The organism is Flavobacterium sp. LHD-85 (assembly GCF_030929595.1).
GTDB lineage: Bacteria > Bacteroidota > Bacteroidia > Flavobacteriales > Flavobacteriaceae > Flavobacterium.
Genome location: NZ_JAVFVR010000004.1, coordinates 211,232 through 223,622, shown reverse-complemented (window position 1 = coordinate 223,622; position 12,391 = coordinate 211,232). Strand labels below are relative to the sequence as shown.

13 protein-coding genes are annotated in these 12,391 nt (G+C 33.4%); 5 read left to right on the top strand and 8 right to left on the bottom strand.

The genetic code is table 11. The features are described from left to right. Positions 1-40: 40 nt before the first annotated feature. The gene (locus tag RB618_RS08720) at positions 41-1,060 is read right to left on the bottom strand and encodes a DUF481 domain-containing protein (RefSeq protein ID WP_308068399.1); all 1,020 of its coding nucleotides are present in this window, start codon (positions 1,058-1,060) and stop codon (positions 41-43) included. Between the two features lie 358 nt (positions 1,061-1,418). Here RB618_RS08720 and RB618_RS08715 point away from each other — a divergent pair, with 358 nt between their 5' ends. Then, positions 1,419-2,327 carry a LamG domain-containing protein gene (locus RB618_RS08715; RefSeq protein WP_308068398.1) on the top strand — a complete coding sequence of 303 codons (909 nt, stop codon included), beginning with the start codon at positions 1,419-1,421 and terminating at the stop codon, positions 2,325-2,327. Positions 2,328-2,734: 407 nt separating this feature from the next. After that, on the top strand, positions 2,735-3,025 hold the full coding sequence (locus RB618_RS08705) for a hypothetical protein (RefSeq protein ID WP_308068397.1): 291 nt from the start codon (positions 2,735-2,737) through the stop codon (positions 3,023-3,025). Positions 3,026-3,069: 44 nt separating this feature from the next. Here RB618_RS08705 and RB618_RS08700 read toward each other — a convergent pair whose 3' ends face one another. The 7 genes from RB618_RS08700 to gcvT all read right to left on the bottom strand — a co-directional run bounded on the left by RB618_RS08700 (position 3,070) and on the right by gcvT (position 9,712). Next, complete coding sequence (locus tag RB618_RS08700) at positions 3,070-3,570, bottom strand: hypothetical protein (protein ID WP_308068396.1); 501 nt, start codon at positions 3,568-3,570, stop codon at positions 3,070-3,072. Beyond that, positions 3,563-4,258 carry a hypothetical protein gene (locus RB618_RS08695; RefSeq protein ID WP_308068395.1) on the bottom strand — a complete coding sequence of 232 codons (696 nt, stop codon included), beginning with the start codon at positions 4,256-4,258 and terminating at the stop codon, positions 3,563-3,565. Before RB618_RS08695 ends, RB618_RS08700 begins: the two co-directional genes overlap by 8 nt. A gap of 101 nt (positions 4,259-4,359) precedes the next feature. After that, complete coding sequence (locus RB618_RS08690) at positions 4,360-4,737, bottom strand: hypothetical protein (RefSeq protein WP_308068394.1); 378 nt, start codon at positions 4,735-4,737, stop codon at positions 4,360-4,362. Further along, positions 4,734-5,252: a hypothetical protein gene (locus tag RB618_RS08685; protein WP_308068393.1), complete on the bottom strand. Its 519-nt coding sequence runs from the start codon at positions 5,250-5,252 to the stop codon at positions 4,734-4,736. Before RB618_RS08685 ends, RB618_RS08690 begins: the two co-directional genes overlap by 4 nt. 128 nt (positions 5,253-5,380) lie before the next feature. Beyond that, positions 5,381-6,094: a YebC/PmpR family DNA-binding transcriptional regulator gene (locus RB618_RS08680; protein WP_012024626.1), complete on the bottom strand. Its 714-nt coding sequence runs from the start codon at positions 6,092-6,094 to the stop codon at positions 5,381-5,383. Positions 6,095-6,393: 299 nt separating this feature from the next. After that, the gene (locus RB618_RS08675; protein WP_308068391.1) at positions 6,394-8,430 is read right to left on the bottom strand and encodes a S41 family peptidase; all 2,037 of its coding nucleotides are present in this window, start codon (positions 8,428-8,430) and stop codon (positions 6,394-6,396) included. A 199-nt stretch (positions 8,431-8,629) separates the two neighbouring features. Continuing rightward, on the bottom strand, positions 8,630-9,712 hold the full coding sequence (gene gcvT, locus RB618_RS08670; RefSeq protein ID WP_308068390.1) for a glycine cleavage system aminomethyltransferase GcvT: 1,083 nt from the start codon (positions 9,710-9,712) through the stop codon (positions 8,630-8,632). A gap of 379 nt (positions 9,713-10,091) precedes the next feature. Between gcvT and RB618_RS08665 the strand changes: the two genes are divergently transcribed. The 3 genes from RB618_RS08665 (at position 10,092) to RB618_RS08655 (ending at position 12,269) form a co-directional block, all read left to right on the top strand. Then, complete coding sequence (locus RB618_RS08665) at positions 10,092-10,949, top strand: NAD(P)H-hydrate dehydratase (RefSeq protein WP_308068389.1); 858 nt, start codon at positions 10,092-10,094, stop codon at positions 10,947-10,949. A gap of 167 nt (positions 10,950-11,116) precedes the next feature. Further along, positions 11,117-11,896, top strand: a complete 780-nt coding sequence (locus RB618_RS08660; RefSeq protein WP_308068388.1) for a HipA family kinase — start codon at positions 11,117-11,119, stop codon at positions 11,894-11,896. Then, positions 11,886-12,269: a DUF3037 domain-containing protein gene (locus tag RB618_RS08655; RefSeq protein ID WP_274256172.1), complete on the top strand. Its 384-nt coding sequence runs from the start codon at positions 11,886-11,888 to the stop codon at positions 12,267-12,269. The genes RB618_RS08660 and RB618_RS08655 overlap by 11 nt, the downstream gene beginning before the upstream one ends. The last annotated feature ends 122 nt before the right edge of the window (positions 12,270-12,391 follow it).

Sequence of the window (12,391 nt, the reverse complement as noted above, 5' to 3'; positions counted from 1 at the left end):
GGAATAGTAAGGAAAGCTTTCTGTCTTCAGGAAGCTTTTTTTAGTCTAATTTCCATCCAAAAGTAGTCTGAAATACATAATCATCTTTGGATGCTCCTTCTTTAGGTTTGTTGTCGTAGTTATAAATAAATGATAATTTGATAAAAAAGTCTAATGGTAAATCGTATTTGGTATCTACAGAAAAATCGGTACGGATTCTTTTGCTTTCTGTTAAACTTGGGAAAAAGTTCACTTTAGACTGAATGCTAAAATCGCCAATATCATATAAATTAAGGTCGCTTCCTAAAAATAATTCCAAACTTTTATTAGGCTCTGTAGCTCCAGTAAAACGTTCGTGGTTAAAAGATAATCCAGAAGCAACTCCCCAATATTTTTTGTTGCTATGTATTAAATATTTTCCATAACCAGCCTTTGAAACAATACGAAGATCAATGTCTTGTTCCGTATTCTTTAAAGTAACAATTGATAACGGAATAAAATAATCCCGCGGCAGTAAATGAATATAGCTTAAATCGGTATCAATTCTGCGTATAGGTTCGCTATCATCCTGTATAGATTGTATTTGCTTGTAAGTGGCAGTTCCGTACCATTTTTTTGAGGTGTAACCTAAATTTACGTTTATTGTTAATTGCTGTAAACTTTGCGCTTTGGTTAGTTTAATGCCGGCATCAAAACTCGCGTCAAGCCTATCCCAAAAACTGTCATCGACTGGTTTAATGCGCACAATATCGCTAAGATCAATAATACTTTTAGTTTGTGTTTCAACATTTGTAATCTCGCATTGATTTGGAGTGTTGATTTTGGTAATTTTTCCGTTTAATAAAATACCGTTAGAAAGATTGATAATATAAACCCTCTCAGAACTAATGCTTTTGACATGTTTCCATTCTAGTTTAAAATCATCTTTGCTGTAATTGGTTTCTATCTGTAGAACGCCCTTACTCATTGTTTTTATTTCTCCAACAATGATATCGTTGTTTTTTAGTACGAGAGTATCTGAAATCTGAGCACTGATTTTTAAGAAAAACAAAAGAAAAAATAAAAGTAAGGTTTTCTTCATACTAGAGTTTATTTCTTTGATTGCCAGCTTGTAATGTTAAAGTTAGAAATAAAAACGTTAATGTAGAACAGAATCGAAAAAAAATCCCGCCTTGATATCTTTATATTTACTGAATAAGTTTGGCTTAAACTTGAGATGTTTTAAAACGAAAATTGTTTTGAGTTGAATAAATGTTTTTGTGAGAATTATGTATTTGTGTGTAGGAATTGTTTGGAGGTGTTGAATTTTAATTATAGTTTTAACAAATTTTCTAAAAATAATAAACGAAATTTTAAAATTGTAAAATCTATAATGTTTAAATTTTACAATAAATTGCTATTTGCCTTAAACTAAAACGATTCTGATAAAAGCTATACTTATGAAAAAAATATTACTCACTTTAATGTTTGTAAATTTTTTAATTGCCAATGCGCAAAATCCAGTGCAGGAGTTTAATTTCAACGGAAATTTAAACAGTGCCGACAACACTATTTCTTTTTTAGGGACGCCAGTTTTTGTAAATGACAGAATGGGAAGCCCTAAAAGTGCTTTGCGACTTATCAATAAATCTTATCAGGCTGTAGTAGGCGAGCTTCCGCAGGATAATAAACCAAAAACGATATCAGTTTGGATAAAGTTTAATGCAGTAAATATTCCCAATTATATTTTTGGATACGGCGCAGCAGTAAATGGGCAGTATTTTGGACTGATACAGCAACCTGCTGTTTCAGGTAGTTCAGATTTGAGTTTAGTGGGCTGGGGAGATAATAATAATGTGATAATTTCAGTACCCCTTGTAAAGGAAATGTGGTATTTCTATAGTGTTACTTATGACGGAAATGTTTCAAAAATATACCGTAATGGCGAATTGTTGAAATCTACAGAAGGAATTCAGCGTTCTGCAAAAGGCTATATTTTAAATCTAGGGAAATTAAACACCTCAACAAGCATCAACGCAGATATTGACGATTTAAGATTGTATAGTGTTGCCATGACAGACGAACAGGTTAGAGAAGCATATAATAGTTCTAAACCAAGTGGTGCGACAGTAACTGAAAATATGCCTGTTTCAAGTCCCGCAGCTTCAAATGTATCAAAAAAGACTGTTGCAGTACCAGCTCCTGTAAAAACTTCGGCAGCAACGACTTCAGCAGAAACTACTAAAAGTGGTAAAATTATTGAAGTTTTCTCTCAAGGAAGACAAATAATGAGCGCCAACGCTTCTAATATTACCGATTTGCCAGAAGGAACTTATTTGATTAAGGTAATTAATTCAAACAAAAAGTAATTTCACTTTTCCTTCAAAAAAAAGCCCTCCAGATTTTGGAAGGCTTGTAAATTATCTCTTTTTCTGTTGACCTGGCGCATAAGCTTTGGCACTTTGGTCTCCATTCATTTTTTTGGCTTGTCCTGGTGGTATTTTTTTTCCTGATGAAGGGTGAGGGTGGCCGTGAGTGTGTACATGTGTGCTGCAGCTGATCACGCTAAGCACTAAGAACAAAAGTACTAGCGCTACTACAGCAATTCGAGTGATTTTTGATGTTTGCATTTTTAGTTTAAATTATATTTGAGGTGTTGCAAATATAAACGAAATCTTATCTTTAGAAGTATTTAATCTTAGTTTAAAATGAGTTCAAATAATGGTCGGACTATTTCTTATTTTAGCTGCGAATTCCTGAATATCTGCAAGGTAATATGACGATAAAAGAAAAGTTTTTAATAATTGGGTTTACAGGTTTTGTCCATTTGGATAAGAAAAAGAGAGACGAAAAGGAGAGGATAACTTTTTGTTCTAAATATCTTAACGAATGGATTTTTCTTTTACTGGTTAATGAAAATGATATTTGGGAAATCGAGAAAATTGAAGATAACGATATTATCAGCAATACATTAAACAAAAACAAAGCACCACTTGATGCAAAAGACTTGCTTCTGTTTTTTAGAAATTATTATTACGCTAATAATGATTTTTTAAATGATTTGTAAGCAGAATCAATTATAAAGAATTACATACCCATTTCTTCAATTTTTTAGCCAACAATACCAAATTCAATATCTTCTATTAATGAAGTCCACAATCCGTTGTCGCTTTTTAATAGATTTTCGTCTATTTTCAGCAATTCTGTTTCTAAAAATTTTGCATATTTTTTATGGTTTGAATCCTTTCGATAGTTGCCAAACTTTTGTTGGGGAATATCGTTTTCCCATAAGTTGTCGTAAGTATAAAGCTGTATGATCAAATTTTTAAGTGATTTCGAAATAAAAAACTGACCATCTCTCTTTATCTCTCTAGATTCTAAATCTAAAATCAGATTGTTATTAGAAAGTGTTTTTCCAATTACAATTTCTGATTCTGATAATTCGCAAAGATCGTCAGTAAACTGAAAATCTAAAACACCATTTGATAATCCAATTTGCGAAAGAATTAAAATTTCTTCATCAGTAAGTTTTTGACTTATTTGAGGGGCAATTTCTCTCTTAATCAGATTTGAACCAAAATGAGATTTTATTTTGTCTAATTGATCAATCATTTTTAAAATAGGTGCTAATAGATTTATTCTCCTTTTTCTGAATCAGTTCCAGTTGCAATTGATTGGATTGATATTTTTGTCCTCTATAAATCCATCTAAAGATATTGGAATAAAGCGATTCATTGACGATATTTCTTTTTTCAATAATTTTTTGCTCTTCTAAATCATATGCAAAACAGCTATTTGAAAAAGCTTGAATAACTTGCAGTTGAGTTGAATTAATCAAAAAAGCCCATTCGATATTAGTATCTTCATCAAACTTTATTTTTTTACTTTTTAAAGTTCTAAGATCAGTCAACACCAAACTTCTTTTATTGATTAATAAATGATTTTCTGGATAAAAGAAACTCCCAACCAAACTGTCTTGAAATGTATATCCGTCTTCTCTAAAATATACTTTTAAGCTAGTTTTGGTAAAGTCTAGAGTGTTAAGCAAAAGAAAATCTCTATTCGGAATAAATGCGAAATTTTTAGATGGATGTTCCGTTTCTATTTTTTCATTTATAACGCATTGAATTGCGTTTTCCGAGAACAATTCTTCGGTTTTCTCTATTCCATCAATCAGTAAAGCATAATAGACAAGTTCTTGACCTCCGTTAGGTTCTTCCCAGCCTTTGTAAACAAATTCTATTTTTTTGTTTAGAATTTTATGAGGTTCTAATTTTTCTATTTTCTTTAATTGAATCATAGATTATGTGGCTTTTTTGTAAAAATAAAATACGATTAATTCTCGTGCCAATATTCTGTAGAGACATACTGCAGTGTGCCTCTACAATAAATCTTATATAATTATTTTTCTACTTGTAAAACGGCATGTATAAAACAGCTATAATAGTCTCTGTATTCGTCAATATCAAAAATTAAAAGATAAGTGTTGTGGCAATCTTTAAAATTGCAAATTTGATATCTGTACAGAAATGTTCTATTTGGATCTTCTAAATTTTCTAACTTAGTTATATGAAATTGAGCCAGATCCTTATTTGTGATTTGTCCCGTTTCGATTAATGAATTTAAAAAACTAGAGTTTTTAAACGAAATTATAGCTTCATGTTTTATCGCTCCGTTTCCGCAGTAAAAACTAAAAGGCAATTTAAAATCAGGTGTTTCAATAGGAAACGATTTTTTGCCGCCTAATGGTATTTTTTTTATAATTGAAATTTTGGTCATAACAAGTAGGCTGACTTTTGATTACCGCTTTTTATTTTTGCAATTATTTCATCTGTCAGCAATGGAGACTCCCATATGCCAAGGATATAAGTAATATCTTCTCCCAACATATCTTCTCCCGCGCCTCTAGGTTGACAGTCAAATTGCCAACGAAGAAATTCAATCCTTAAATATTCTTTTTCGTCCAACTCCATTAAAGTGATATAGCCAGGGCAGTCATACAGCTTATGAATTTTTAAAATGCTTTTATAATATCCTTTTAAATTATTATCTTCTTCAATTTCGAATCCGTATGTTTTTGATAAAAATAATAATTCATCTAAAGTAAAATCTTGATCATAAACTGGGCATGATTTTGCGACTAAGTTCTTTGTATAAGTCTTTTTCTCCGAATATTCTACATCTAATAATTTTATAGAAGGTCTTACTAATTCTGTTTTGATTGAACTTATTCCCTTGATATCGTCGGCAAAATTGACAGATTGTATACAGTAAAAGTTTTCTATTAGTTTCATTTGGAAGGTTTGGTTCATATTTGCTCTATAAACAAATATAATTTTTTATTTGAATTAAGGGTAAATTCCCAAAAACAAAAAAGCTCCAGAAAAATCCAGAGCTTTTTAAAATATATTTTATAGAGAGACTATTCTTCTTTCATCGTATGATAAACGTTCATTACGTCATCATCTTCTTCGATTTTTTCGATCAATTTCTCAACATCAGCAATTTGAGCTTCTGTTAATTCTTTAGTGATTTGCGGAATACGCTCAAAACCAGAAGAAAGAATTTCAAGACCTCTGTTTTCTAATTCTTTTTGCAAAGCACCAAAACTTCCAAAAGGAGCGTAAATCAAGATTCCGTCCTCGTCTTCAAAAACCTCTTCAGCACCAAAATCAATTAATTCTAATTCTAATTCCTCAGCATCGATACCATCTTTTGCAATTCTGAAGTTGCAAGTATGGTCAAACATGAACTCAACAGAACCTTGAGTTCCCATTGTTCCGTTGCATTTGTTGAAATAACTACGAATATTAGCTACAGTTCTGTTATTGTTATCAGAAGCAGTTTCAATTAAGATTGCAATTCCGTGAGGAGCATATCCTTCAAACAAAATTTCTTTATAGTTAGCAGTGTCTTTGTTACTTGCATTTTTAATCGCGCGCTCCACATTGTCTTTAGGCATGTTTGCAGCTTTCGCGTTTTGTATAACAGCTCTTAATCTAGAATTGGCGTCTGGGTTTGGTCCGCCTTCTTTAACAGCCATTACGATATCTTTACCAATTCTGGTAAATGTTTTGGCCATTGCAGACCAACGTTTCATTTTTCTTCCTTTTCTAAATTCGAACGCTCTTCCCATTTCTAATTTTTAGTTTTGTGATGCAAAAATACGGTTTTCCTAATTTTTACAAAAACAAAATTGTTCTTTTTTGTTTCAAGTTTCAGGTTTCAAGTTACATGGTTTGTGTTGAATTTAACCGCGAAGTACGCTAAGGTTTACGCAAAGCACACGAAGAAATTTTTAAACTAGGCTTTAAAATAAAAAAGTTCGAAGAGCTAAATGAATAAAACTTTGGAAACCTTTATATATCCAAGTAGACATTACAGAAAAAAAACTTAGAACCTTAGCATCTCAGTATCTTAGAATCTAAAAAAAAACTATTTTGCCCCTCCATTAAATTCATTAATGATATTAACGGCTTCGTTGAGGTACGGATTTGTTTTAAGGTTATCCATTTGATATTGATTAATCGTTTTGTCATTAGGATAGGCTCCTAAAAGAAACTGATTAACGCTGGAGTTATAAACATCAAGCGGATTATTTTCATCATTAAAAGTGTTGATCTCTGTCCAAAGCGCATTTAATGTCCTTTTCTGTTTGAAAACCGCATCTATTGTCATCGGAATTTCCGCTTTTGGAGCATTAACAAGCTGATCTATTTTTAGATTAATCTTTTTAATATTATTAAAAAAGTAATTGTCTGATAATCTCTCCGAGCTGTTTTTGGCAATTTTATCTATTAAATTTCGCTTGACATACGTCTTGTACTTTAAGAATGGTTCTATGCTGTCATTTTTTATTGCCGTCGGGAAATCGCTTTCTCTTTGATAAACATCTTCGTAAAATTCAGGCAATAATACATCTGGCTTTACCCCAATGTATTGATGGCTTTTTCCTGTAATTCTGTAGAATTTATTGATAGTGATTTTTAAGAAATCGGTATTTTTTTCCTCATCAAGCGGAAGAATGGTCTGCATGGTAGCTTTTCCAAGTGTATTGCTTCCTAACAAAAGTGCGCGATTGTAATCTTGCATTATAGAAGCGAAAAACTCACTTGCCGAAGCCGTATTGCTATTTACCAAAACCACAATAGGGCCACGATAAATTACGCCCTTAAAAGGATCGTTAATTACAGATTTTTCTTTTTTGCTGTCAATTACAATAGAAAGCGGACCGTAATCTACAAACATTCCGGCTAGTTTTATAGCTTCCTCCATAGAACCGCCACCATTATCAATAAGATCAATAACAAGTCCTTGTATGCTATCTCTTTGTAGTTTTATAACCTCTCGAGCAACATCATCGGCGCATCCTTTTCTGCTGGTGCCATCAAGATCGGCATAGAAACTCGGAATTTTTACGTAACCAATTTTGCTGTCTTTGCCAATGATGAAACTGAAAACGGAATTTTCTTCATCTTTCATCATTTGTTTTTCAATATAAACATCAAAACTTTTACCCGAATTGCGTTTTAAGGTAAGCGTAATATGTTTGTTGCTTTCAGATAAAATCATGGTCGAAATAGATTCTAACGAAGCGCACGAAACCTGAAGAGTTTCTTTCTGATTGGAAATAGAAATGATCTGATCGCCTTTTTTTACTTGTCCTGTCTGGTATGCTGGTCCGTTTGGATCAACTTCATCAATAATAATTTCGTTTTTTTCGTTGAGATTTACCGTCATTCCAAGCGACAAATGTTCTTTTGATAAAGAAGCAACAAAACTAGTTTTAGAATCATCGCTAAAATAAGCTGTGTGTGGATCAAAATAAGTACAGAAGAAATTATATAGCTTCTCTTCCTGTTTGGTGTTTGAGTCTATTAATGTACTAAAACGGCAGATTTCATTTGAAACAATTTGATTTTTAGAAGCCTGTTCAATCGATTTGAAATTGGTTTTTAAAGAATCCAGATTATCACTCGTTTCAGCAATGTCGTCTAAGATTTGATAACGCAGTTTTTTTGTCCAAACCTTTTCTAAATCCTCTTTTTTTAAATAGAAAGCAAAAGATTTTTTATAAAAACGGATAGTATCTTTCTTAGTGTAATCTATCGGAATGTTTTGAATTTTTTCTAAAACTTTTTTAGTGCGCAAAAGGCCGTTTATGTACTGAGCTTTAATATCAGTGAGAAAACTGCAATCATTTTTTATAATCAAATCATCTAATTTATAGCGGTATTTCTGAGCCAATTCATCATATTCGCTCTTAAAAAAGATATTGCGAGAAGGATCTAATTCGTTTATGAGGTTATCAAAAACAAACACAGAAAGACTGTCATCAACGGGTTTTGGCCTTAAGTGCTCTGCTTGAATAAGCGCATTTATTTTGTTTAATATTTCACAAGTTTCTGCGCTGTTCTGACCAATTGATATAGTTGATGTCAGCAAAAAAAGGAGTAGTGAAATCTTTTTCATAAATGGAAATTCATGGTTCATGATTAAAGTTACACTAATTTTTTTACAAATTGTAGTATTTTTAGCAAAATATCGACAACGAAAAGCATTTAATCGTTAAACGAATAGACACCAAATAAATTAACCTGAATCGGCTTATTTTGCCGCAAAAAAAATGCGTTACAACTGTAACGCATTCTTTAACTTATAAAGTCAAAATTTATTTCTTGTAGAACGGTAATTTCACCACTTTTGCAGGAACATCATTTTTTCTGATTCTAATAAAAATATCGCTGTCAACGGCACTGTTTGCAACTGTTACGTATCCTAAACCAATTCCTTTATTCATAGAAGGAGACATAGTTCCAGAAGTTACAATTCCGATTACCGCTCCAGAACCATCAACAATTTCGTAATCATGTCTTGGCACAGCACGCTCTTGCATTTCAAAAGCAATTAATTTTCTTGTAACACCAGCTTCTTTTTGTTTTTTAAGAGCCTCAGAATTAGTAAAATCTTTAGTGAATTTAGTAATCCATCCTAAACCAGCTTCAAGTGGAGAAGTAGTATCGTTAATATCATTTCCGTAAAGGCAGAATCCCATTTCTAAACGTAAAGTATCGCGAGCAGCAAGACCAATTGGCTGAATTCCGAAAGAAGCTCCAGCTTCAAAAACTTTATTCCAGATAGCCTCAGCATCAGCATTTTTACAGTAAATTTCAAATCCGCCAGAACCAGTATAACCAGTAGCAGAAATAATAACATCGCTAAAACCTGCAAAATCTGCCACTTCAAAATGGTAGTAAGTAATAGCAGACAAATCAATAGAAGTCAAAGACTGCATAGCTTCAACCGCTTTTGGCCCTTGAATTGCCAATAATGAATATTCGTCAGAAAGATTCTTCATCTCAACTCCTAAATCATTGTGAGAAGAAATCCAGTTCCAGTCTTTTTCAATATTAGAAGCATTTACAACTAGCAAATACTCTTCGTCTTTCATTTTATAAATAATCAAATCGTCAACAATTCCGCCTTCGTTATTTGGAAGACAAGAATATTGTGCTCTTCCAATTGTCAAAGTAGAAGCATCGTTTGAAGTCACTTTCTGAATTAAAGCCAAAGCATTTGGACCTGTTAACAAAAATTCACCCATGTGCGAAACGTCAAAAACGCCCACACTATTACGAACCGTTTCGTGTTCAGCATTAACCCCTTCATAAGTGATAGGCATATTATAACCAGCAAAAGGAAGCATTTTCGCTCCTAAACCTTCATGTATGTGCGTAAGCGCAGTATTTTTCATTGTGTTGTTTTATAAAATTGTTTTGCAAATCTATTCAAAAAATATCAAATTAAAAGACCTTAAATTATAAATTTCGCAATAATTAGGAGCTATTTCCTGCTATCCGCTATATTCCCGATAAACAAAAACTACGGCTAAAAAGCCTTGTTTTTCTAAATCGGGAGATGCCGCTGCGATCAGGGCTAGGAGTGACAGTTTCAATAGAAGACTCAGGATTTCAATTTTTTATGTAATTTTAGGATACAAAAAAGAAATCGACAGATTCATAATTAAGAGGACGATTTTGCAAATTAGCTATGTTTATTAAAACAAGTGAAACGCCTTTACTCGTAAAGTAAAACTATGATTCTATGTGTTTAAAATTAACACCAACTAAAGAATGAAATCACCGTATTTAATCAATAAAGAAGAATTTCAGAAATTATACAAACCTATAAATCCTCAAACTCATAAAGGAACACAAGGTCATGCGGTGATTATTGCAGGAAGTTATGGTAAAATAGGAGCGGCAGTTCTGGCCTCAAAATCCTGCCTAAAAACAGGCTGCGGACTTGTAACGACTTTTATACCCAAATGCGGTTACCAAATACTTCAAATCTCGATTCCAGAAGTAATGACGGTAACAGACGAAAATACCAATTTTATTACCAATATCCATCTGCCAATAATTCCGCAAGCAGTTGGAATAGGTCCAGGAATAGGAAAGGAGCTTGGAACTCAAAAAGCATTATTTGAATTTTTAAGAGTCAATAAAGCGCCTTTGGTTCTGGATGCAGATGCTTTAAATATAATTTCAGAAAACATTTCATGGTTAGAATTAGTTCCAGAAGACACTATTCTAACACCACACCCAAAAGAATTAGAACGTTTGATAGGAAAATGGAATTCAGAAGCTGAGAAATTCCAAAAAACAATTGCTTTTTCAGAAAAATATAAAGTCATTGTGGTCATGAAAGGCGCACCAACCTACATTATCAATAGAACTTCTGTCTACGAAAACACAAGCGGAAACGCAGCGCTCGCAACCGCAGGAAGTGGAGACGTTTTAACGGGAATCCTCACAAGCCTTCTAGCGCAAGGCTATGAAGCCAAATATGCTTCCAAAATGGGCGTCTACCTCCACGGATTAACAGCCGATTTGGCTTTACCAAAAACAGGTTATGAATCTTTTACAGCTTCGACAATTATTAAGTATTTAGGGAAGGCGTTTCTTGAATTAGGAAATGTGCCAATTTAATAATTAGATAATTTTTTCAACGATTGTGACCCTGAGCGAAGTCGAAGGGGCGCAAGTGGATCGACAAAGAAATTAGCTTTGAGGAATAACTTTGCGACTCTGCGACTTTGCGAGATTAAAAACTTCGTGTCTTTGTGTCTTCGTGGCAAAAACCTTAAGTTTGTAATATGAAAAATTTCGACTTAAGAACAGTAAATGTCATGCGTTATATTACGCCACTGCGCGAAGGCGGTTCTTTACCCGCTTTAGCCGAAGCCGATGACGACTTTAAATACGTATTAAAATTCAGAGGTGCCGGACACGGCGTAAAAGCCTTAATAGCCGAATTAGTTGGCGGACAAATAGCAAAAGCCTTAAAACTACAATTACCAGAATTAGTTTTCGCAAACCTAGACGAAGCTTTCGGAAGAACCGAAGGCGATGAAGAAATTCAGGATTTATTGCAAGGAAGTCAGGGATTGAATTTGGCACTTCACTTTTTATCTGGCGCTATAACTTTTGATCCTGCTGTAACAACCGTAGATGCTAAATTGGCTTCTCAGATTGTTTGGCTAGATGCTTATATCACCAATGTTGACCGCACTTTCAGAAACACCAATATGCTGATTTGGCATAAAGAATTATGGCTGATCGATCATGGTGCGTGCTTATACTTCCACCATTCTTGGCATAATTGGGAACAGCATGCTAAAAGTCCGTTTGCGTTGATAAAAGATCACGTTTTATTGCCGCAAGCTTCAATGTTAAAAGAAGTTGATGCTGAGTTTAAAGCGATTCTTACTCCAGAAATTTTAGAAGAAATTGTCAACACAATTCCGTTGGACTGGCTGCAATGGGAAGACGCAGATGAAACTCCTGAAGGATTGCGAAACGTTTATTTGCAATTTTTAAAGACAAGATTAGAGAATTCAGAAATATTTGTAAATCAGGCTCAAAATGCAAGATAATCACTTATACGAATATGCTGTGATTCGTGTTGTGCCAAGGGTAGAGCGCGAAGAATTCCTGAATATCGGAATCATTTTGTTTTGCAAAAAAGCCAAATTTATAAAGGTTCTTTTTCATTTAAATAAAGAAAAAATACAAGCGCTTTCTGCCGATTTCGACATCGAACAATTAGAATGTAATTTGACTTCATTAGTAAAAATAGCCAACGGAGCCAAAGATGGCGGACCAATCGCCGAATTTGAGATTCCAGAGCGTTTTAGATGGTTAACAGCCATTAGAAGTTCGGCAATTCAAACCTCAAGACCTCATCCGGGATTGAGTCAGGATTTGGAGAAAACCATTCAGCGTTTGTTTGAAGAACTCGTTTTATAATAGGTTCAAAGGTTCAGAGAGGCAAAGGTTCAAAGGTTTTTCCGTAGAGACGTAATGCAGTGCGTCTCACTTTATATAGAAATCTTGCAAAGATACAGAGTAATTAAACCATATAAGTTGTA

What these genes read in the sequence shown, in the direction of transcription:
- RB618_RS08695 (WP_308068395.1), bottom strand. Translation starts at nt 4,258, where the DNA reads ATGATTCAATTAAAGAAAATAGAAAAATTAGAACCTCATAAAATTCTA.
- RB618_RS08655 (WP_274256172.1), top strand. Translation starts at nt 11,886, where the DNA reads ATGCAAGATAATCACTTATACGAATATGCTGTGATTCGTGTTGTGCCA.
- RB618_RS08705 (WP_308068397.1), top strand. Translation starts at nt 2,735, where the DNA reads ATGACGATAAAAGAAAAGTTTTTAATAATTGGGTTTACAGGTTTTGTC.
- RB618_RS08680 (WP_012024626.1), bottom strand. Translation starts at nt 6,094, where the DNA reads ATGGGAAGAGCGTTCGAATTTAGAAAAGGAAGAAAAATGAAACGTTGG.
- RB618_RS08685 (WP_308068393.1), bottom strand. Translation starts at nt 5,252, where the DNA reads ATGAAACTAATAGAAAACTTTTACTGTATACAATCTGTCAATTTTGCC.
- RB618_RS08700 (WP_308068396.1), bottom strand. Translation starts at nt 3,570, where the DNA reads ATGATTGATCAATTAGACAAAATAAAATCTCATTTTGGTTCAAATCTG.
- RB618_RS08720 (WP_308068399.1), bottom strand. Translation starts at nt 1,060, where the DNA reads ATGAAGAAAACCTTACTTTTATTTTTTCTTTTGTTTTTCTTAAAAATC.
- RB618_RS08715 (WP_308068398.1), top strand. Translation starts at nt 1,419, where the DNA reads ATGAAAAAAATATTACTCACTTTAATGTTTGTAAATTTTTTAATTGCC.
- RB618_RS08665 (WP_308068389.1), top strand. Translation starts at nt 10,092, where the DNA reads ATGAAATCACCGTATTTAATCAATAAAGAAGAATTTCAGAAATTATAC.
- gcvT (WP_308068390.1), bottom strand. Translation starts at nt 9,712, where the DNA reads ATGAAAAATACTGCGCTTACGCACATACATGAAGGTTTAGGAGCGAAA.
- RB618_RS08690 (WP_308068394.1), bottom strand. Translation starts at nt 4,737, where the DNA reads ATGACCAAAATTTCAATTATAAAAAAAATACCATTAGGCGGCAAAAAA.
- RB618_RS08660 (WP_308068388.1), top strand. Translation starts at nt 11,117, where the DNA reads ATGAAAAATTTCGACTTAAGAACAGTAAATGTCATGCGTTATATTACG.
- RB618_RS08675 (WP_308068391.1), bottom strand. Translation starts at nt 8,430, where the DNA reads ATGAAAAAGATTTCACTACTCCTTTTTTTGCTGACATCAACTATATCA.